Origin of the sequence: Solidesulfovibrio alcoholivorans DSM 5433 (assembly GCF_000702665.1) — a bacterium.
Taxonomy (GTDB): Bacteria; Desulfobacterota; Desulfovibrionia; order Desulfovibrionales; family Desulfovibrionaceae; genus Solidesulfovibrio; species Solidesulfovibrio alcoholivorans.
The window spans coordinates 38,058-57,599 of sequence record NZ_JNJA01000011.1 but is presented as its reverse complement, the minus strand read 5'-3'; the positions used below and the strand labels follow the sequence as shown (position 1 = coordinate 57,599).

At 71.1% G+C, this 19,542-nt stretch carries 18 protein-coding genes; 14 read left to right on the top strand and 4 right to left on the bottom strand.

Annotation, left to right across the window (positions count from 1 at the left end; all coding sequences use genetic code 11):
• Nucleotides 1-32: 32 nt before the first annotated feature.
• From Q368_RS24055 to Q368_RS0116890, 4 genes are all read right to left on the bottom strand, one after another.
• Nucleotides 33-767 carry a class I SAM-dependent methyltransferase gene (locus Q368_RS24055; RefSeq protein ID WP_052360245.1) on the bottom strand — a complete coding sequence of 245 codons (735 nt, stop codon included), beginning with the start codon at nucleotides 765-767 and terminating at the stop codon, nucleotides 33-35.
• Nucleotides 764-1,702, bottom strand: a complete 939-nt coding sequence (locus Q368_RS0116900; RefSeq protein ID WP_052360244.1) for a transketolase C-terminal domain-containing protein — start codon at nucleotides 1,700-1,702, stop codon at nucleotides 764-766. The genes Q368_RS24055 and Q368_RS0116900 overlap by 4 nt, the downstream gene beginning before the upstream one ends.
• Nucleotides 1,695-2,405 (bottom strand): thiamine pyrophosphate-dependent enzyme, encoded by a 711-nt coding sequence (locus Q368_RS23350; protein WP_281174644.1) that lies wholly within the window; start codon nucleotides 2,403-2,405, stop codon nucleotides 1,695-1,697. The genes Q368_RS0116900 and Q368_RS23350 overlap by 8 nt, the downstream gene beginning before the upstream one ends.
• A 92-nt stretch (nucleotides 2,406-2,497) precedes the next feature.
• Nucleotides 2,498-3,595: a glycosyltransferase family 2 protein gene (locus Q368_RS0116890; protein WP_029460227.1), complete on the bottom strand. Its 1,098-nt coding sequence runs from the start codon at nucleotides 3,593-3,595 to the stop codon at nucleotides 2,498-2,500.
• Nucleotides 3,596-3,777: 182 nt separating this feature from the next.
• Between Q368_RS0116890 and Q368_RS26495 the strand changes: the two genes are divergently transcribed.
• Genes Q368_RS26495 through Q368_RS24835 form a run of 14 tightly spaced genes read left to right on the top strand, consistent with a single transcriptional unit; the run spans nucleotide 3,778 to nucleotide 19,526 of the window.
• Complete coding sequence (locus Q368_RS26495) at nucleotides 3,778-5,238, top strand: hypothetical protein (RefSeq protein WP_029460226.1); 1,461 nt, start codon at nucleotides 3,778-3,780, stop codon at nucleotides 5,236-5,238.
• Entirely contained in the window at nucleotides 5,235-6,191 is a 957-nt protein-coding gene (locus Q368_RS0116880) for a polysaccharide deacetylase family protein (RefSeq protein WP_029460225.1), read from the top strand. The genes Q368_RS26495 and Q368_RS0116880 overlap by 4 nt, the downstream gene beginning before the upstream one ends.
• 47 nt (nucleotides 6,192-6,238) lie before the next feature.
• Nucleotides 6,239-7,333, top strand: coding sequence for a radical SAM protein (locus tag Q368_RS24050; RefSeq protein ID WP_029460224.1), 1,095 nt, complete (start codon nucleotides 6,239-6,241; stop codon nucleotides 7,331-7,333).
• Between the two features lie 34 nt (nucleotides 7,334-7,367).
• Complete coding sequence (locus tag Q368_RS0116870) at nucleotides 7,368-8,228, top strand: lysylphosphatidylglycerol synthase transmembrane domain-containing protein (protein WP_029460223.1); 861 nt, start codon at nucleotides 7,368-7,370, stop codon at nucleotides 8,226-8,228.
• Nucleotides 8,229-8,274: 46 nt separating this feature from the next.
• Nucleotides 8,275-9,231, top strand: a complete 957-nt coding sequence (locus tag Q368_RS0116865) for a hypothetical protein (RefSeq protein WP_029460222.1) — start codon at nucleotides 8,275-8,277, stop codon at nucleotides 9,229-9,231.
• A 4-nt stretch (nucleotides 9,232-9,235) separates the two neighbouring features.
• Nucleotides 9,236-9,460, top strand: coding sequence for a hypothetical protein (locus Q368_RS0116860; protein WP_029460221.1), 225 nt, complete (start codon nucleotides 9,236-9,238; stop codon nucleotides 9,458-9,460).
• On the top strand, nucleotides 9,453-10,922 hold the full coding sequence (locus Q368_RS0116855; RefSeq protein WP_052360242.1) for a B12-binding domain-containing radical SAM protein: 1,470 nt from the start codon (nucleotides 9,453-9,455) through the stop codon (nucleotides 10,920-10,922). The genes Q368_RS0116860 and Q368_RS0116855 overlap by 8 nt, the downstream gene beginning before the upstream one ends.
• A gap of 12 nt (nucleotides 10,923-10,934) precedes the next feature.
• Nucleotides 10,935-11,813: a glycosyltransferase family 2 protein gene (locus Q368_RS0116850; RefSeq protein WP_029460219.1), complete on the top strand. Its 879-nt coding sequence runs from the start codon at nucleotides 10,935-10,937 to the stop codon at nucleotides 11,811-11,813.
• A 47-nt stretch (nucleotides 11,814-11,860) separates the two neighbouring features.
• Nucleotides 11,861-12,835 (top strand): UDP-N-acetylglucosamine 4,6-dehydratase (inverting), encoded by a 975-nt coding sequence (gene pseB, locus Q368_RS0116845; RefSeq protein ID WP_029460218.1) that lies wholly within the window; start codon nucleotides 11,861-11,863, stop codon nucleotides 12,833-12,835.
• A complete protein-coding gene (gene pseC, locus Q368_RS0116840; RefSeq protein ID WP_029460217.1) occupies nucleotides 12,832-13,968 on the top strand; it encodes a UDP-4-amino-4,6-dideoxy-N-acetyl-beta-L-altrosamine transaminase in 1,137 nt (378 codons plus the stop codon). Before pseB ends, pseC begins: the two co-directional genes overlap by 4 nt.
• Nucleotides 13,961-15,463, top strand: a complete 1,503-nt coding sequence (pseG, locus tag Q368_RS24045) for a UDP-2,4-diacetamido-2,4,6-trideoxy-beta-L-altropyranose hydrolase (RefSeq protein ID WP_052360241.1) — start codon at nucleotides 13,961-13,963, stop codon at nucleotides 15,461-15,463. Before pseC ends, pseG begins: the two co-directional genes overlap by 8 nt.
• Complete coding sequence (gene pseI, locus Q368_RS0116830; protein ID WP_029460215.1) at nucleotides 15,460-16,512, top strand: pseudaminic acid synthase; 1,053 nt, start codon at nucleotides 15,460-15,462, stop codon at nucleotides 16,510-16,512. Before pseG ends, pseI begins: the two co-directional genes overlap by 4 nt.
• On the top strand, nucleotides 16,513-17,481 hold the full coding sequence (locus Q368_RS0116825; protein WP_029460214.1) for a Gfo/Idh/MocA family protein: 969 nt from the start codon (nucleotides 16,513-16,515) through the stop codon (nucleotides 17,479-17,481).
• Nucleotides 17,478-19,526, top strand: a complete 2,049-nt coding sequence (locus Q368_RS24835) for an aminotransferase class III-fold pyridoxal phosphate-dependent enzyme (protein ID WP_084158851.1) — start codon at nucleotides 17,478-17,480, stop codon at nucleotides 19,524-19,526. Before Q368_RS0116825 ends, Q368_RS24835 begins: the two co-directional genes overlap by 4 nt.
• Nucleotides 19,527-19,542: the final 16 nt, after the last annotated feature.

Genomic DNA, 19,542 nt, shown 5'->3' with positions numbered 1-19,542 from the left:
GGTGCGTCCTTGCGTTTTATTGGGGGGCGGGCTCAGCGCGGCCGGCGGGCCGTGGCCGTGTAGCCCAGGCAGTCGTCGGGCGAGCCCCAGGCGCAGGCCAGGGACAGGTGCCCGAGCGCCAGCCCGGCCGCGGCCAGGGGCGACAGGGCCGCGCCCAGGCACTTGGACGCGAAGCCGCCGCGCAACAGACGGAAGACCACGGCCGCGGCCTTGCAGCCGGCCACGGTCACGTCCGTGCCGCGCGGCGCGACCGCGACGTCGGCAAACCCCGCCCGGGTCAGCAGCCGGGCGAGCCCCGAGGGCGTAAAGCGCCAATAGTCGTGGGGAATGTAGTGGAAACGGGCCTGGAAGGGAACGGTCAGGAACAGTTCCCCGCCCGGGACGAGCACCCGGCGGCACTCGGCCAGAAACGTCTGCGGGTCGGGGACGTGCTCCAGGACCTCGGTGTGGAAGACGGCGTCGAAGGACGCGTCTGGAAAGGGGAAGGTTTCGCCGTCAAAGAGCGCGACGTCCTTTTCGGCGTAGCCGAAGGCGCTTGCGGCTCCGGCCCAGTCCAGGCCCTGGTAGCGGCAGCCGGCCGGAACCAGCGGCCGGTAGGGCATGGCCCCGCAGCCGACCTCGAGCAGGCTCCCCCGGCGCGCCGCCAACCAGGGCGCGAGGCGCGCGCGCACGGTATGCACTTGCAGGTCAAGGGCGCGGCGCGCGAGCGTGCCCAGGCGGCCGCGCGCCGCGTTGGCCGGGGGCGGGAAGCGTTCGTCTTTTTTCATGGCCGTCCCGGTCGTGCCGCAAGCGCCGTGAAGGCGGCGGCGATGCCGGCGGCATCGAGGCCCGCGGCGGCGAGCAGTTCGCCCCGGTCCAGGCAGCGCTCGGGAAACGCGGCCGGGATGGCCAGGGAACGAAACGGCGCGGCGATGCCGGCCTCGAGCATGAGCCGGGCGAGGCCCTCGCCCAGGCCCCCCGGCCGGATGTGCTCCTCGGCCACGAGCACCGGGCCGGCGGCGGCGAGGAGCGGCGCGAGGTACGCCTCGGGCAGGGGCGACAGGCAGGGCAGGTGCAGCACCGCCGGCCTGCCCGCGCCCCGGGCGGCCAGGGCGTCGGCCGCGGCCAGCAGCTCGGCCAGGAGAAAGCCGGCCGTGACGAGCAGGCCCGCGCCGGGGTCGCCGGCACGGTAAAAGGGCGTGTGCGGCGAAGGCGGTGCGGTCTCCGGGCGCAGCCGGGGCTCCTTGTTGCGGCCCAGGCGGACGTAGGCCGGGCCGTCCAAAGCGGGCAGGGCGCGCACGAGGCCGCGCACGTCCCATGGGTCGCAGGGGGCGAAGACGCGCATGCCGCCAAGGGCGCGCATGAGGCCCAGGTCCTCGATGCCATGGTGGGTCACGCCGTTGCGGCCGTAGGCGTAGCCGCCGCCGACGCCGACCAGGACCACGCGGCGGCGGTTGTAGCACAGCTCGAGCTTGATCTGTTCCAGACAGCGCAGGGTGATAAACGGCACGATGGAGTAGGCGACGGGCAGGAAGCCGGCCTCGGCGAGGCCGGCGGCGTAGCCGATCATGGCCGCCTCGCGGATGCCGAAATTGACCACGCGCGCCGGGTCGGCGGCGGCCAGGGGATCGTAGAGCTTGTAGCCCAGATCGCCGGTCAGGAAGACCACGCGGGGGTCGGCGGTATATAGCGCCAGCAGCTCGTCGAAAAAGGCGTCACGCATCGCCGGGGCACTCCCCCAGGCAGGCCCTGGCGCGATCCCGGTCGCGGCCGCGCACGGGGCGGTAGTGCCATTCCAGGTCGTCTTCCATGAAGGGGACGCCCGCGCCCTTGACCGTGCGGCAGACGAACGCCCGGGGGCGGTCCCCGGCCGGGGCCGCGCCGAACGCCGCGATAAGGGCGGGCTGGGACAGGTCGGTCAGCTCCCGCGTCTCCCAGCCGAAGCCGGCGAAGGCGGCGGCGAGGTCGAAGCCGGGCGTGATGCAGCCGCAACGGCCGCAGGCCTGCCAGCCGTTGGCGTCCACCACGGCGGTGAGATTGGAAAGGCTTTGCGCCGTGGCCGCGGCCGCGGCCTCCCAGACCGAGCCCTCGTCGCATTCGCCGTCGCCGAGCAGGGCGAAGACCCGGGCCGGCGCGCCGCGAAGGGCGAGCCCGGCGGCCTGTCCGGCGGCGTAGGCCAGGCCGTGCCCCAGGCTGCCCGTGGCCAGCTCCACGCCGGGGATCTTGCCGGGCATGGGGTGCTCGCCGAGGCAGGCCTCGGCGGTGCAGTAGGCGGCGAGCGTCTCGCGCGGGAAAAAGCCGTGGTGGGCGAGCACCGCGTAGAGCGCCATGCAGCCGTGGCCCTTGGACAGGATGAAGCGGTCGCGGCCGGGGTCGTCCGGCGCGTCCGGGCGCACGGCGAGCACGCCGTCGTAGAGGGCGAAGATGAGATCCAGTCAGGACAGCGCCGGCCCCACGTGCCCGGAGCGTTCGGCCATGGCCACGACGTCCAGGCGCAGGCGGGTCAGGGCGTCGGCGCTCATTTGTAGAGCCGGTCGTTGTCGAGCATGTCCATCCACATGGCCGAGAGCACGAACTGGAAGCCGCTGATGCTCAGGAACACGAACAGCAGCAGCACGGAAAACGTCCAGGAGCGGCCGGTGCACACGTCGGCGAAAAGGCGAAGGAAAAGCAGCCCGGCCACGCCCAGGGTGAAGAAGGAGAGGTGGTAGAGCAGAAAGAGGGGATGGAAATCCTTGAACAGGTATTTGATCCACAACCGCTTGAAGAAGGATTTGCACAACAGCCAGCTGACCGTATAAATGACCTTGCGGATGTTCATCTTGGAGGTTTCGCCCACGTTGTACACGGGCTTGATCTCCACTTCGCGCAGGGTGCAGTAGGCGATGTTGAGCTTGACGAGCATGTCGTTGGGCATGCCGTAGCGCGGATAGATCTTGTAGAGGCGCAGCGCCTGGAGCGCGGCCAGGGAGATCGCGGTGTAGCCGGTCTGGGTGTCGGAGACGCGCCAGTAGCCCGAGGCGATCTTGGTCAGCATGGACAGGATGGAATTGCCGAAATAGCGGATCTTGGGGATGACGAGCCAGGCCGAGCGGTGGATGAGGCGGTTGCCCTTGACGTAGTCGATGCCCTCGGCCACCACGGGCATGCAGATGCTTTCGAGTTCGGCCGGGTCCATCTGGCCGTCGCCGGCCATGACCGCGGTGCAGTCGATGCCGTAGTCCTTGCACCACTTGTAGCCCCGGGCGATGGCCGCGCCCACGCCGCCGTTTGTGCGCAGGTTGATGAGGATGACGCGGTCGCCGTCGGGGTCTTCGTTGACCACGTCGGAGGGCACGAAGTATTCGAGTTCCTTGCGGTCGATCTGGCGCACCACGGCCTCGGCCCGGTTGTAGCGGGTCTCCTCGAAGGGCTGGCACGCGGCGTCGGGACAGGGGGCGGTTTCGTGGCGTTCGCGCATGAAGGCGAGCACCTCCGCCGCGGTGCCGTCGGCGGAACAGTCGTTGACGACCACGATGCGGTCCACGAAAGCGGGCATGGTGCGCAGCACCTGTCCGATCTGCCGTTCCTCGTTGTAGGCGGGGACGACCACCGCCACGGTCTTGCCTCGAAGCATGGGAAATCCTTGTTGTTGACGCCGCGCCGCCCGGCCGTCTTACCCGCATCGCCGGGCGGGGGCAACCACCCGTGCGGCCCGCATTCTTGACTTGCCTTCGGAAACTGCCGTATTCCCGGCGGGCGGCAGCCTGCCGTCCGGCACACCGTCCTGTCGCGAAACCCAACGGCGCAACAATACTCATGACTTCCCAAACGCAGACGGCGTCCTGGCGGCGCTGGGGCGCGGCGTTCCTCGTCCTGGCCGTTCTCTACGGCGTCACGCTCTTCCTCTACTCGGGCAAGTACCAGCCCGGGGGCAACGCCTACAAGTACGACGTGAGCGCGGAAGTCTTCAAACGCCTGCTTTTCACCGGCGACATCAAAGATATCGACGCCTACCTGACCGACACCTACGGCAGGACGGACGACAGGCTCGCCGCGGGCTTCGGCACGGCCATCACCGACGAGCGCCCGCTGCTTTTCTTTTACCTCGCCGCGCTCAAGCTCGTGGACCCGGCTCCGGTCATGCTGCATTTCGCCTGCGGCATTCTTTTTCTGCTCGGCGGGCTGCTGGCGCTGTCCAAGGTGCTTTATCCAAAGGACCCGGCGCTGTTCTTCCTGCTATCCGGGCTGCTCCTTTCCCCCTACTGCATCCACGAGGCCTACATCTACGAGCCGCACGCCCTGGAGTGCCTGCTCACCTGTCTGGCCCTGGCCTTCTACATCAAGGAACGCACCTTCACGGCGTTTTTCTTCGCCATGATGTCCGTGTTCGCCCATCCGGGCAACCTTGTCTGGGTGGCCTGCCTGGGGCTGCACCAGCTTTACGCGCGCCGGCTGGACTTCCGCGCCCATGCCCGCGCCGCGGCCGGGAGCCTGGCCGCCCTGGCCGTCATCGAAGGCGCGTTTTTCGTGCTGTTTTCCCGCGACGCCCTGGGGGTGCTGCCGCACATCTACATGACGCAGGAACTCTTCTTCAAGTCCGACCGGATACACGGCGTCTACGACATGGGCGCGGGGCCGCTGCCCCTGTTCAAGAATTATCTGGTGCTCATGCCCCTGGGCGTGATCGGCTTCTTCTGGGTGCGCGACAAGCTCCAGTTCGCCGTCACCGTGCTGCCTCTCCTCGTCTACGCGGCGGCGACCAGGGGGGCCATGCCCGGGGCCTTCCGCGTGCTCATGCCCTTTTTCTTCCTGGGCTACGCCTATTTCTTCCGCAACGCCCTGGAATGGCACTGGCGTCCCGGCCGCGTCGCGACCGCGGCGGTCATGGCCGCGGTGCTGTGCCTCAACATCCAATATCTCGTTTTCGTGGCCGGTTGCCTGCCCCTGGCGGCCGACGGGCCGGTGGCCGTGGCCGCCGGCATCGAGAAGTGGCGGCCCGAGGACTACCGCCTGCGCTGGAACCTCAAGCGCTTCAACCGCGTGGAGGACGGCGCGCCCGTGGTCTACGACCTCAAGGAGATCACCCGGCTGGAGCTGCCCAACGTGCCCGACGCCGAGTCCGCCCAGGCCAACCTCGTGTTCCGGCTCATGGCGCGTTTCCTGTCCCGGGACGCCCTGGCCAGACTGGGGTCGCTGCGGGCCACGCCGCCGATCTTTTCCGTGGTCGCGCGTCCGGCCGCCGCGACGCCGGGCGCGGGCGGGGCGGACCCCTCATGAGCCGCGCGCCCTTTCCCGCCGCGTCCCGGCCCGTGGCCACCGTGCAGGTGGACATGGACCCGGTGTGGTACATCGCCAAGTGCTTCGACGCCGGCGCGGCCCCGGGCGGCGACGCCAGGACCATCTACGAGCTGAGCGTGCCCCTGCTGCTCGACGCCTTTGCCGCGCGCGGGGTGCGGGCCACGTTCTTCATCGTGGGCGCGGACGTCGAGGACGCGCGCAACATCCCCTATCTCGAACGCATCGTCGCGGCCGGCCATGAGCTGGCCAACCACACCTACGACCACCGCATCGACTTCAAGCGCCAGCCCGAGGACGTCCTGCGCCGGGACGTGGACCGCTGCGCGGAGATTCTCGAGCGCCGCCTCGGCGTGCGACCGCTCGGCTTCAAGGCCCCGGCCTACGCCGCGAGCCCGGCGCTTTTCCGCCACCTGGAGCGCGAAGGCTACCTCTACGACTCCTCGGTGCACCCCAATGTGGCCATCCCCCTGGTCAAGGCCGTGCAGCGGCTGTGGCTGCGCTACGACCAGGGTCGGACCGAATTCGGCAGCCTGGCCTGCCTGCGCGCGCCCCTGGCCGCGTACCGCCCGGACGCCGCGGACATCTACCGCCCGGGCGGCATGGGCCTGTGGGAGATTCCGGTCAGCACCATGCCGCTTGTGCGCGCCCCCTTCCATTTCTCCTTCGTCAACGTGGCCGGCATGCCGCTTTTCCGCCTGGGGGCGGCGCTGCACCGCTACCTGGGACCGGGCATGGTCAACTACGCCTTCCACGCCGTGGACGTGCTGGACGCGACCATGCTGCCGCCGCTCGTGCACCGGCGTTTGGGCATGAAAAAGCCGAGCCGCCTCAAGCTGCGCCACATGGACGCCGTGCTGGCCGCGCTCACCGCCGGCTACGCCGTGCGCACCGGCGCGGAAATCGCCCGCGGCCTCGACCGGCCGGCCGCTTGACGCGGGCCGGAACCTCATTCAAACAGGCTGCGGCGGAACAAGCGGAAATGCGCAAGAAACACCTCGAAGTCCTCAAGCGGCGCGTGCTCGCGGCCGACCTGCCCTGGCTCGCGGCCCAGGCCGGCAAGTTCTTCGGCGTGCCCGCCTCGTGGTACGTCCGCCGCCCGCTGACGCCGCCGATCTTCGGCGGCATGGTGGTCACCTACCGCTGCAACGAGTCCTGCCCCATGTGCAACGTGCGGCGAAAGGCCGACCCGGCCAGGGAGATGGACACCCCGGCCATGCTCGCCCTGGCCGACCAGATGGCCGACCTCGGCGTCTCCGGCGTCTCCATCACCGGCGGCGAACCCCTGGTGCGCGAGGACGTGGTCGAGGTCGTGGCCCGGCTCAAGGCGCGCGGCGTGCCGGTCTCCATGTCCACCAACGGGCTTAAGCTCGTCGATATGGACCTGGCGCGGCGGTTGCTAAAAAGCGGCATCGACGCCGTGGCCGTGTCCCTGGACGGGGCCGACGCCGCCGAGCACGACGCCTCGCGCGGCCGGCGCGGCGCGTTCGATCGTACCCTCGAGGCCGTGCGCAACCTGCTCGCCGCGCGCGCCGAAAATCCCGGCCGCCGCGTCCACGTCACCCTGGCCACGGTGATTTCCGCCGCCAACTACCGCCGCTTCGAGGACATCCTGAAACTCGCCCGCGACCTCGGCGTGGACAACGTGAGCCTCAATCCGGTCCACGACACCTACGCCGGCGCGCCCGCCGAAGCCCCGGACCTCTATTTCGACGCCGCCGACCGCGACCTGGCCGCCCTGCCCGGCACGCTGCTTGCGCTCAAGCGCCGTTACGGCCTTCTCGACAGCTCCGAGGCCTACCTGCGCCACCTCGCCGACTTCCTGGCCGGCAAGCCCATGCCCGCGCGCTGCTACGCGCCCTACTTCTCCGTGTTCGTGGACTGCTTCGGCGACGTGCTGCCCTGCGGCGGCCATTTCTACGCGGGCAAGGCGGCCTGCAACCTGGACGGCCGCACCCTGGCCGAGCTCTGGCGCGACCCGGCCTACCAGGCGACGCGCGACAAGCTGCGCCGCTGCCGCTGTTGCTACTATTCCTGTATGGCCGAGCTGAACCTGACCTATGCCAAATTCCCCTGATCCGGCGTCCGCGCGCGGCGCACGGAAGTCGTTGTTGCGGCGCTGGCTGCCCCTGGTCGGCCTGCTGCTCTTCGTCGTGGTCCTCGCCCGCCTCGACTTCTCCTCCCTGGCCGCGGCCGTCGCCTCCCTGGACCCGCTGGGCCTTTGCCTGGGCCAGGCCATCATCCTGTCGATCCTCTACCTCAAGGCCGTGCGCCATTATTATCTGTTGCGGGCCAAGGGCATCGACATGCCGTTCCGTCGCGCCCTGCGCATCTTCCTGCAAAGCTCGTTCTGGGGCTTCGTCTCGCCCGGGCGGCTCGGCGAATTCTCCCGCATGGGCTACCTCAAGGACTATTCGCCCTCGGCGCTGACCTCCGCTTCCACGGTGGTGCTGGACCGGCTCCTGGACATCGCGGCCGTGGTCCTGTTGTGGCTGGGCGCGCTTTTCCTGGCGCACTTCCCGGGCCGGGACGCCCTGGTCCGCCTGGCCGCGCCCGGGGCCGTCGCCGGCATCGCGGCCCTGGCCGCCGCCCGCTGGTGGCTGGCCCGGCGCAAGCCCGACGGCAGGCTGGCCGGCATCGCTTCCGCCCTGTTCTCCCTGCCGGGCAAGTGGCGCTTCCTGGCCGCCACCCTCGCCATCTGGGGGCTCTACTACCTGGCCTGCTGGATCATGGCCGCGGCCATTCCGGTGGCCGCCCCGGCCGCGTTCCTCGTCTTTTGCGCCGCCACGGCCAACGCGGTCTCCTTCCTGCCGCTGTCCGTGGCCGGCATCGGCACGCGCGACGCCACGCTGGTGCTCCTTTTTTCCTCCATGGCCCTCGATCCCGCCAAGGCCGTGGTCTTTTCCGCCACGTTCCTGCTCTCCTACCTCACCGGCATGGTCGCCTGCCTGCCCGCCGTGCTGCGCCGCTGAGGCGCGGGCTTGTTCTCGCGCCGGTTTCGGGCTAAGGGGCAGCCACGTGTCCACCCCCAACGACGATTCCCGCGCCCCGGCGCTGCTGCGCGCGCGCTCCCTGGTCCTCACCGAGCGCATTCTGGGGCTTTGCGACCGCGACCCGGCGCGTCCCGCCTACGGCTGCTGCGACCGCAACTACTGGTGCTACAAGCTCCACGACCTGGCCAACGCGAGGTTCCAGGAGGCGGCGCTTTTTTTCGCCGCCGCCGCGCCTCGGCTTGCGCCCGAAGCGGCCCCGGCCGTGCTTTCCCTCGCCGGAGCGGCCGTGCGCTTCTGGGCCGCGCGCCGCCACGGCGACGGCTCCGTGGACGAGGTCTACCCCTTCGAGCGCTCCTTCTGCGCCACGTCCATGTCCGCCCAGGCCGCGGCCGGGGCCTGGCTGCGCTTGAGCGCGCCGCCGGACGTGGATTTCGCGGTCACGGGCGACTGGCTGGCCGCCAACGACAACCCCGAGGTCGCCAACCAGATGGCCGGCGCGGCCCTGGCCCTGGCGCGCATCGCCCGCATCACCGGCAAGGCGCGCTACGCCGACGCCGCCCGGGACAAGGTCCGTTCCCTCGTCGCGCGCCAGCTGCCCGGCGGCTGCTACGCCGAATACGGCGGCCCGGACGCGGGCTACGCCACCATCACCCTGGCCCTGCTCGCCGGCTACCTCGACCTCGTGGACGACGCGGCCGCCCTGGCCTCCATGCGGGCCTGCGCCGCGTTTCTCGAATCCGTGACCGACGCCGACGGCCTCTACGACTGGCGGGCCATGTCGCGGCGCACGCAGTTCCTTTACCCGTCGGGGCTGGCGTATCTGGAAAGCCCCGTGCTCGGTCGCCTGGCCGCTGGACTCCGCCGCAACGTTGTCATAAACCCCCTGTGGATGGATGACCGCTACTGCATTCCCCTGGCGGCGGATTATCTGCTGGCCGCCGAGCGCCTGGACGTCCGCGCCGGGTCCGGCGGGGGGGAGTGAGGCCGTGTCCCCGTTCGCCCAGATCCTTTTCCGCCTGTTCGTCCTTGCCGTGGGCTGGCTGCCGGCCGGCTCCCGGCTGGTGCGCCGGCTGCTGCTCGCCCTGCTGCGCCGGGGCGGTCCCGGCGGCAGGATGACGTACGTGGCCCATGCCGACTTTCTCGACACGCGCGACCTCGTCCCCGGGGACCGGGCCGTCGCCGTGGTCGATCCGGAGCTTTTGCGTGGCTGAAACCCGCCCCCTTCGCGTCCTGGTGCTCAATCCCATGACCCGCGCCACGAAAAACGTGGTGCGGGACGTGCTTTACGGCTGCTGGTGCGCGGGCAAGCGCATCGGCGGCGCCTCGGTGCCGCCCTTCCCCCTGGTCCAGCTCGCCACCATTCTCGCGGCCGACGGCCGGCGGACGACCTTTCTCGACGCCCAGGCCGAGCAGAAGGGCCCGGAAGTCGTGGCCGAACTGGTCAAGGGCTTCGACGTGGTGCTGTGCTCCACCTCGACCATGAGCTTCACCGAGGACGCCGCGTACCTTGCCGACCTCAAGGCCGCCAACCCGGCGCTCGTCACCGCGGTCTTCGGCTCGCACCCGACCTTCATGCCCCGCTTCGCCCTGGCCGCCCCGGGCGTGGACTACATCGTGCGCCGCGAGCCCGAATACGTGGTGCGCGACCTCTGCCGGGGCCTGGCCGGCGAGGCCGACCCCAGGGCCACGCCCGGCGTCGGCTACCGCGACGACGCCGGCGAGCCCGTGCTCAACCCGGAATATCCCTTCATCGAGGACCTGGACGCCCTGCCCTACCCGGACGTGGACTTTCTGCCGCCGGGCATCCACTACTTCAACCCCATCGTGCGCCGCCTGCCCTACATGACCGCCACCACCTCGCGCGGCTGCCCGGGCAAATGCACCTTCTGCACCGCCCCGGCCTTCGACGGCGGCCGCGTGCGCTTCGCCAGCGCCGGCTACGTCCTGGGGCTCATCCGCTACCTGCGCGGCAAGGGCTACCGCGAGGTCTATTTCCGCGACGACACCTTCTTCGTGAAAAAGCGCCGCGACCGCGAGATCTGCGACGGCATCCGCCGCGAGAACCTGGACGTGACGTGGCTGGCCAACGCCCGCGTCTCGGGCATCGACCCCGAGACCATGGAGATGGCCGGCAAGGCCGGCTGCCACACCATCAAGTTCGGCATCGAATCCGGCAGCCAGGCCATCCTCGACGGCATGCGCAAGGGCTACCGCCTGGAGCAGGCCCACGCCATCTTCCGGGCCGCCCGCCGCCTGGGCATGAACACCCACGCCCACGTCATGCTCGGCAACCCCGGCGACACCGCCGCGAGCGTCGAGGACACCATCGAGTACGTCAAGGCCCTGGCCCCGACCACGGCCACCTTCGGCATCTGCACCCCCTACCCGGGCACGCCGCTGTTCGAATCCGTGGCCGAGAAGCATCCCGAGATCCGCGACGGCACCACGAGCGACTTGAGCAAGCTGCACGTGGAAGGCCTTTTCAACGCGCTGTACTGCGACGTGTCCGGCGAGGCGCTCAACCGCATGGTGCGGCTGGCCTACAGGCGCTTCTACCTGCGGCCGGGCTACATGCTCACGCTTGCCGCGCGGCAGGTGCGCAACCTCGACGACCTCAAGCGGTGCCTGATCGCGGGCACGCGCGTGCTGGACTTTGTGTTTCGCGGAGCGTAAAGGCGGAGCGCCATGCGGGTATCCATCATCATTCCGGCCTACAACGAGGCCGACAACGTCGGGGACATCGTCGCGCGCATCCGCGCCCAGCCCGCCGCCGCGGACTGGGAGATCGTGGTGGTCGACGACGGCTCCGCCGACGCCACGGCCGACGCGGCCGAGACCGCCGGAGCCCGGGTCGTGCGCCATCCCTACAACCTGGGCAACGGCGCGAGCGTCAAATCCGGGGCGTCCGCGGCCAGCGGCGACGTCTTCGTGTTCATGGACGCCGACGGCCAGCACCGGCCCGAGGACATCGAAAAACTGCTCGAACCACTCGGCGAATTCGACATGGTGGTCGGCGCGCGCACCGGCGAATCCGACGTGTCGCGCTTCCGCGCCGTGGGCAACGCCCTGCTCATCAGGCTCGCGGAATTCCTCGTGGAGCGGCACATCGACGACCTGACCAGCGGCTTCCGCGCGGTCAAGCGCGAGTGCTTCGAGGAGTTTTCCCACCTCTTCCCCCAGCGCTACTCCTACCCGACGACCATCACCATGGCGCTTTTTTCGGCGGGGCGCTTCGTCAAGTACGTGCCCATGCCCGGCATCCGCCGCCGCCAGGGCGGCGTTTCGGGCATCCAGCCCTTCCGCGACGGCTTCCGCTTCATGGCCATCATGCTGCGCATGATCGTGCTGTTTAATCCCATGAAGATCTTTTTGCCCCTGGCCGTGCTGGCCGCGGTGTACGGCCTGGCCAACGGCCTGCACGACATCTTCGTCCTGTGGAAGCTCACCGCCTCCACGGTGCTGACCATCGTCCTGGGGGCGTTCCTGTTCTTCTTCGGCATCGTCGCGGACCAGCTCTCCAAGGTGCGCCGCGAACTGCATTCGCTGCTGCACAAACTCAAGTGACGACGGCCGGCGCGCCCGGCTCGTCGTCCGACGGAACCGAACCGAATATGCTCAACGGAAAGACCATCCTCATCACCGGCGGCACCGGCTCCTTCGGGCACAAGTGCACCGAGACCATCCTCGCCCGCTACCAGCCGAAAAAACTCATCATTTTCAGCCGGGACGAATTCAAGCAGTACCAGATGTCCCTGAAGTTCCCGGTCGCGGACCATCCCTGCATGCGCTACTTCATCGGCGACGTGCGCGACAAGGAGCGCCTGCAGCGGGCCTTCCAGGGCGTGGACTACATCATCCACGCCGCCGCCCTCAAACAGGTCCCCGCGGCCGAGTACAACCCGACCGAATTCATCAAGACCAACATCAACGGCGCGCAAAACGTCGTCAACGTGGCCGCCGACCGGGGCGTGGCCAAGGTGCTGGCCCTGTCCACGGACAAGGCCGCCAACCCGGTCAACCTCTACGGCGCGACCAAGCTGTGCTCGGACAAGCTGTTCGTGGCCGCCAACGCCTTCATCGGCCAGGGCGCGTTTTCCGTGGTCCGCTACGGCAACGTGCTCGGCAGCCGGGGCAGCGTGGTGCCGCTTTTCCTCAAGCAGCGGGAAACGGGCGCGGTCTCCGTCACCGATCCGCGCATGACCCGCTTCTGGATCACCCTGGAGCAGGGCGTGGACTTCGTGCTCAAGTGCCTGGAGAACATGCGCGGCGGCGAGATCTTCGTGCCCAAGCTGCCGAGCATGAACATCATGGACCTGGCCGCGGCGCTGTGCCCCGAGTGCGAGGTGAAGGTCATCGGCATCCGGCCCGGGGAGAAGATCCACGAGGTCATGGTGCCCCTGGCCGACGCCCGCCGCACCATCGAATTCAAGAACAACTACGTCATCCTGCCCGACGACGCCGACATCCTGACGCGCTTCGAGGGCAGCCCGGGCACGCCCGTGTCCGAGGACTTCGAGTACTCTTCCGGCGACAACCCCTGGCAGCTTTCCGTGGACGAGCTCAAGGCCCTGCTCGGCATGGCATGATTCCCTACGCGCGCCAGTCCGTGGACGAGGACGACATCCGGGCCGTGGCCGAGGTGCTGCGCTCGGACTGGCTGACCACGGGACCGGTCGTGCCCGCCTTCGAGGAGGCCGTGGCCCGCTTCGCCGGGATCGCGCACGGCGTCGCCGTCTCGAGCGGCACCGCCGCGCTGCACGCCATGTGCCACGTGCTCGGCCTGCGCCCCGGCGACGAGGTGCTCGTGCCGGCCATCACCTTCGCGGCCACGGCCAACGCCGTGCTCTACGCCGGCGGCACGCCCGTGTTCGTGGACGTGGACCCGGACACCCTGCTCATGGACCCGGCCGACCTCGCGCGAAAGGCCACGCCCCGCGCCAAAGCGGCCATCGCCGTGGACTACGCCGGCCAGCCCTGCGACTACGACGCGCTCGCCGCCGTGTGCCGGGAACGCGGCATCGCGCTTCTGGCCGACGCCTGCCACTCCCTGGGCGCGACCGACAAGGGCCGCCCGGTCGGCACGCTCGCCGCCATGACCGCGCTCAGCTTCCACCCGGTCAAGCACATCGCCACGGGCGAGGGCGGCATGATCCTCGTCGGCGACGCGGAAACGGCCAAGCGCCTGCGCCGCTTCCGCAGCCACGGCATCGACGCCGACGCCCGGGAGCGCGAACGCCTGGGCTCGTGGCACTACGCCATGGTCGAGCTCGGCTACAACTACCGCATAAGCGACATCAACTGCGCCCTGGGCCTGTCGCAGCTGGCCAAGCTGCCGGCCTTCCTGGCCCGGCGGCGGCAGATCGCCGCCATCTACGACGCGGCCTTCGCCGCCGCGCCGGACGTTTCGCCCCTGGCCGTGCGCGCGGGCGTCGCCCACGCCTACCACCTCTACGTGGTGCGCCTTGGCGCGGACGTGGACCGGGGCGCGGTCTTCACCGCCCTGCGCGCGGCCGGCGTCGGGACCAACGTCCACTACATCCCCGTGCATCTGCACCCCTACTACCGCGAGCGCCTGGGCACCGGGCCGGGGCTGTGCCCCGTGGCCGAGGCCGCCTACGCGCGCATCCTGTCCCTGCCCATGTTTCCCGCGCTGACCGACGCGCAGGCCGGGCAGGTGGCCGCCGCCGCGACCGCGGCCGCGCGAACCTGCCATGGCTGAAACGCTTCCCGGCGTGCTGGCGGTCCGCGCCGACGCCGGACCCGGCATCGGCGCGGGGCATGTCATGCGCTGCCTGGCGTTGGCCCAGGCCTGGAAACGGGCCGGCGGCCGCGCCGTGCTCGTCGGGCGCGTCGCACCCGCGACCCTGGCCGCGCGCCTGGAGCGCGACGGGCTGTCCGTGGTCGTTCCGGCCCCGGACGACGCCGACGGCGCGGCCGCGTTCGCGCGCGTGCGCGCGGACGCGGCGGGCGAACCCGGCGCGCATTGGGGCGTGCTCGACGGCTACGCCTTCGGCCCGGAATTCCAGGCCGACGCCCGGCGCGACGGCCCCCTGCTCGTGCTCGACGACCTGGCCGCCGGCCCCGTGCACGCCGACGCCGTGCTCAACCAGAATTTCCACGCCCCGTCCCTTTCCTACGACGCCGACCCGGACACGGCGCTCCTTGCCGGGCCGCGTTACGCCCTGCTGCGCGAGGAGTTCCTGCGCCGCCCGCGCGCCGCGCGCCGTTTTCCCGAACGCGCGCGCACCGTCCTCGTCACCCTGGGCGGGGCCGACCCGGACAACGCCACGGCCGGCGTGCTCGCTGCCCTGGCCGGCGCGGGCGACCCGGCGCCGGGCGTGGCCGTGGTCGTCGGCCCGGCCAACCGCCACGCGGAAAGCCTCGCCCGGACCCTGGCCGCCGCGCCTTTTCCCGGCCGGCTCCTGCGCGACCCGCCCGACCTGGTCGAGCGGATGGCCGCGGCCGACCTCGTGGTCACGGCCGGCGGCTCCACCTGCCTGGAACTGTGCTTTTGCGGCGCGCCCATGGCCGTGGTCGTGCTCGCCGCCAACCAGGCCCCGGGCACGGCCGCGCTGGCGCGCGCCGGGGCGGCCGTGTCCCTGGGCGTGCCCGGCGCGGGCGACCCGGCCGCGACCACGGCCGTGCTGGCCGCGCTGCTCGGCGACGCCGCGCGACGCCGCGCCCTGTCCGCGGCCGCCGCGGCGCTGGTTGACGGGCGCGGGGGAGAGCGCGTGGCCGCCGCTCTGCTCGCCCGCGCCGGGGAGCGGCTGCGGCTGCGCCCGGCACGCCTCGCGGACGCGGAGATCCTGCTCGCCTGGCGAAACGACCCCTGGACCGTCGCGGCCAGCCATACGGACCGGCCCGTGACCCCGCAGGAACACCGACGCTGGCTGGCCGCGAGTCTGGACGGTCCGGACCGCCGGCTCTACGTGGCCGAGGCGGAGGGTGTCGCGGCCGGGACCGTGCGCCTGGACCGCGAAAGGGACGGCTGGCTGCTCTCCTGGACCGTGGCCCCGGCCTGCCGCGGGCGCGGCCTCGGCAAGGCCATGGTGCGCCTGGCCGCGCAGGGGCTCTCCGGGACCGTGCGGGCCGAGGTCAAGGCCGCAAACGCCGCGTCGGCGCGCATCGCCCTCCATGCCGGCCTGCGTCTTGACCGGGAGCGCGATGGGGTCCAATACTACGTCCGCCCTGCCGCAGAGGACACAAAGGCATGACGCATTCCGTACGCATCGCGGGCCGGGAGATCGGCCCGGGCCGGCCGCCCTTCCTGGTGGCCGAGATGAGCGCCAACCACGGCGGCGACTTCGACCGGGCCGTGGCCGTGCTGCGCGCCGCCAAGGCGGCCGGGGCCGACGCGGTCAAGCTCCAGACCTACACCGCCGACACCCTGACCATCGACGCGGACAACGACCATTTCCGCATCAAGGGCACCCTCTGGGACGGCCGCACGCTCTACGACCTGTACCGGGAGGCGGCCATGCCCTGGGAATGGACGCCCCGGCTCGTCGCGGCCGGCGCGGCCCTGGGGCTGCCCGTTTTCTCCACGCCCTTCGACGCCACGGCCGTGGATTTCCTGGAATCCCTGGACGTGCCCGCGCACAAGGTGGCGAGCTTCGAGCTGGTGGACATCCCGCTTTTGCGCAAAATCGGGGCCACGGGCAGGCCCGTGATCGCCTCCACGGGCATGGCGAGCCTGGCCGAAATCGACGAGGCCGTGCGCACGCTGCGCGCGTCCGGCTGCGCGCAGCTCGTCCTGCTCAAGTGCGTCAGCGCCTACCCCGCCCCCCCCGAGGAGATGCGCCTTTCCGCCATGGCGCTCCTTTCCCGGGCCTTCGCCTGTCCGGCCGGGCTGTCCGACCATACGCTCGGCCTCACCGTGCCCGTGGCGGCCACGGCCCTGGGGGCCTGCTGCATCGAAAAGCATTTCACGCTCTCGCGCGACCTGCCCGGCCCGGACAGCGCCTTTTCGCTGACCCCGGACGAATTCGCGGCCATGGCGAAGGCCTCGCGCGAGGCCTTCGCCGCCCTGGGCGAGCCGGATTTCTCGCCCACGCCCAAGGAGCAGGCCAGCCGCGCCTTCCGCCGCTCCCTGTTCGTGGTCGCGGACGTGCGCGCCGGCGAGGCGTTCACGCCGGAAAACGTCCGTTCCATCCGCCCGGCCGGCGGCCTGCACACCCGCTGCCTGGAACTGGTTCTCGGCCGCCGGGCGTCGCGGGACGTCGCCCGGGGCACGCCCCTTTCCTGGGACCACGTGGGAGGCTGAATGCGCGTCGCCGTGCTCGGCCTGGGCTCCATCGGAGCCAGGCACCTTCGCAACCTGCGCAGCCTGGGCGTGTCGCAGCTGCTGGCCTACGACCCGCGCCCGGAGTCCGCGTCCGTGGCCGGGGCCGCCGGCGCGGCCTTCTACGACGACCCGGACGCCCTTTTCGCCGCCGGCCCCGACGCGGCGGTGGTCGCCGCGCCCACGGACCGCCACCTGCCCCTGGCGCTTGCGGCGGCGCGCCACGGCTGCCACCTGTTTCTCGAAAAGCCCCTGTCCCACACCACGGACGGCCTGGACGCCCTGGAGCGCGAGGTCGCCGCGCGCGGGCTTGCGGCCATGGTCGCCTGCAACATGCGCTTCCATCCCGGCCCGGCGGCGGTGCGGCGGCTATTGGCCGCGGGTGCGGCGGGCCGGCCCCTGGCCGCCCGGGTGGTCACGGAATCCTACCTGCCGCGCTGGCGGCCGGCCTCGGATTACCGCGCCTCCTACAGCGCCAGCCCGGAAAGCGGCGGCGTGCTGCTCGACTGCATCCACGAGATCGACCTCGCCCTGTGGTTCCTGGGCCCGGCCACGCTCGCCGGCGCGGCCGTGCTGCCGGCCTCGGGCATCGGCCTGGCCGTGGACGGGCTGGCCGAGCTGCTGCTGGCCCACGCCTGCGGGGCCGTTTCCAGCGTGCGCCTGAGCTTCGTCAGCCGCGACTACCACCGCGCCTGCCGCGTGGTCGGCGAGGAAGGCACCCTGGCCTGGGATTTCCACCGGCCCGAGGTGCTGTGCTTCGGCCCGGACGGCGTGGCGCGCACGGTCGCGCAGTGGAGCCCGGACTGGGAGGTCAACGCCATGTACAGAGACGAGATGCGCCATTTCCTGGACTGCCTGGAGCGCGGCGACGCGCCGCAAAATCCCCTGTCCGAGGCCCGCGCCAGCCTCGACGTCGCCCTGGCGGCGCGAAACGGCGGAGGCCGGCCGTGAGAACCGTGGCCGTGATCCAGGCCCGCATGGGCTCCACCCGGCTGCCGGGCAAGGTCCTGGCCGACGTGGCCGGCCGCCCGCTGCTGTGGCACGTGGCGCGCCGCGCCGCCCTGGCCCCGCTCGTGCACCTCGCCGTGGTGGCCACGAGCGAGGACCCTTCCGACGACGCCGTGGCCGCGTTTTGCGGCCAGGAAGGCATCCCCTGCTTCCGGGGCCCGCTAAACGACGTGCTTGCGCGCTTTTGCGGCGCGGCCCTGGCCTTCGGAGCCGAGGCCGTGGTGCGCGTCACCGGCGACTGCCCCCTGCTCGACCCGGCCGTCGTCGACCGCGTGGTGGCCGCCTTCCTGGAAAGCGGCTGCGACTACGCCTCCAACGTCGAGCGGGCCACGTTTCCCGACGGCCTCGACGTGGAGGTGATGCGCGCCGACGCCCTGGCCGCGGCCGACGCCCGCGCCGTGCTGCCGAGCGAGCGCGAGCACGTCACCCCCTATTTGCGAACCCGGCCGGAATACCGCCGCGTGTGCGTCACGCGCGACGACGACCTCTCCGGCCTGCGCTTCACCGTGGACGACGCCCGGGACCTGGCCTTTGTCCGCGAGGTCTACGCCCGTCTGGCCCCAGAGACGGATTTCGGACTGTCGGAAATCCTCGATCTGCTCGCCGCCTTCCCGGAACTTCAAACGATAAACGAGGGAACCGTGTCCAACGAAGGATACTTCAAGTCGCTCTACGCCCAGGCGACGGCCGGCGCCGCCGCGCCCCTGGCCCTGTCCCGGTCCCGGGAATGGGCCGAACGCTCCGGCCGGGTCATCCCGGGCCGGGCCCAGACCTTCAGCAAGGGCTCCAACCAGTACGTGTCCGGCACCGCGCCGCTGTTCCTGGAACGCGGCAAGGGCTGTCTGGCCTACGACGTGGACGGCAACGAATACGTGGACTACGTGCAGGGCCTTTTGCCCAACATCCTGGGCTACGCCCACGACGGGGTCAACGCGGCCGCGGCCGCGGCCCTGGCCCGGGGCGTCAGCTTCAGCCTGCCCCATCCCGTGGAGGTCGAGCTGGCCGAGCGCCTGACCCGGCTCATCCCCTGCGCCGAGATGGTGCGCTTCGGCAAGAACGGCTCGGACGCCACGTCCGGGGCCGTGCGCGCGGCCCGGGCCTACACCGGCCGCGACCGCGTGGCCTGCGGCGGCTACCACGGCTGGCAGGACTGGTACATCGGTTCCACCACCCGCAACGCCGGCGTGCCCGGGGCCGTCTCCGCCCTCACCCACCCCTTTCCCTACAACGACCTGCCCGCCCTGGAAGCGGTGCTCGACGCCCACCCCGGCGAGTTCGCGGCCGTGATCCTCGAGCCCGTCAACTTCTTCGAGCCCGCGCCGGGCTACCTGGCCGGGGTCAAGGAGCTGGCGCACAAGCACGGGGCCGTGTGCATCTTCGACGAGATCTGCTCCGGCTTCCACATGGGCCTTGGCGGCGCGCAGGCCCTCTACGGCGTCACCCCGGACCTGGCCTGCTTCGGCAAGGCCATGGGCAACGGCTTTCCCATCAGCTGCGTGGTCGGCCGCGCCGACGTCATGCGCACCTTCGAGGACGTCTTTTTCAGCTTCACCTTCGGCGGCGAGGCCATGTCCATGGCCGCGGCCCTGGCCGTGCTCGACGTGCTCGAGGGCACCGACGCCCTGGCCCGGATGCGCTCCAATGGACAAGTCCTCCAAAACGGACTAAACGTCCTGGCGCGCGAAGCGGGCCTGTCCGAACGCATCCGTTGCGTGGGCTTCCCGACCTGGAGCCTGATCAAGTTCAGCGGCGCGGACGGCGGCGACGGCTACCTGGAACGCAGCCTGTTCTCCCAGGAAGCGGTCAAGCGCGGCATCCTCATCCTGGTCACCCACAACATGTGCGCCGCCCACGACGCGGCCGCCGTGGACCGCACGCTGGCGGCCTACGCCGCCGTGTTCAAGACCATGGCCGCCTGGCTTTCGGACAAGGACCCCGCCAGCCACCTGGAAGGCGGGATGATCCGGCCGGTGTTCAAGGTGCGCTAGGCGTCCCGCCGCGCGG

Excerpts from the sequence above, each read along its gene's own strand:
- Q368_RS24055 (WP_052360245.1), bottom strand. The coding sequence starts at position 767 with ATGAAAAAAGACGAACGCTTCCCGCCCCCGGCCAACGCGGCGCGCGGC.
- Q368_RS0116900 (WP_052360244.1), bottom strand. The coding sequence starts at position 1,702 with ATGCGTGACGCCTTTTTCGACGAGCTGCTGGCGCTATATACCGCCGAC.
- Q368_RS0116890 (WP_029460227.1), bottom strand. The coding sequence starts at position 3,595 with ATGCTTCGAGGCAAGACCGTGGCGGTGGTCGTCCCCGCCTACAACGAG.
- Q368_RS26495 (WP_029460226.1), top strand. The coding sequence starts at position 3,778 with ATGACTTCCCAAACGCAGACGGCGTCCTGGCGGCGCTGGGGCGCGGCG.
- Q368_RS0116880 (WP_029460225.1), top strand. The coding sequence starts at position 5,235 with ATGAGCCGCGCGCCCTTTCCCGCCGCGTCCCGGCCCGTGGCCACCGTG.
- Q368_RS24050 (WP_029460224.1), top strand. The coding sequence starts at position 6,239 with ATGCGCAAGAAACACCTCGAAGTCCTCAAGCGGCGCGTGCTCGCGGCC.
- Q368_RS0116850 (WP_029460219.1), top strand. The coding sequence starts at position 10,935 with ATGCGGGTATCCATCATCATTCCGGCCTACAACGAGGCCGACAACGTC.
- pseB (WP_029460218.1), top strand. The coding sequence starts at position 11,861 with ATGCTCAACGGAAAGACCATCCTCATCACCGGCGGCACCGGCTCCTTC.
- pseC (WP_029460217.1), top strand. The coding sequence starts at position 12,832 with ATGATTCCCTACGCGCGCCAGTCCGTGGACGAGGACGACATCCGGGCC.
- pseG (WP_052360241.1), top strand. The coding sequence starts at position 13,961 with ATGGCTGAAACGCTTCCCGGCGTGCTGGCGGTCCGCGCCGACGCCGGA.
- pseI (WP_029460215.1), top strand. The coding sequence starts at position 15,460 with ATGACGCATTCCGTACGCATCGCGGGCCGGGAGATCGGCCCGGGCCGG.
- Q368_RS0116825 (WP_029460214.1), top strand. The coding sequence starts at position 16,513 with ATGCGCGTCGCCGTGCTCGGCCTGGGCTCCATCGGAGCCAGGCACCTT.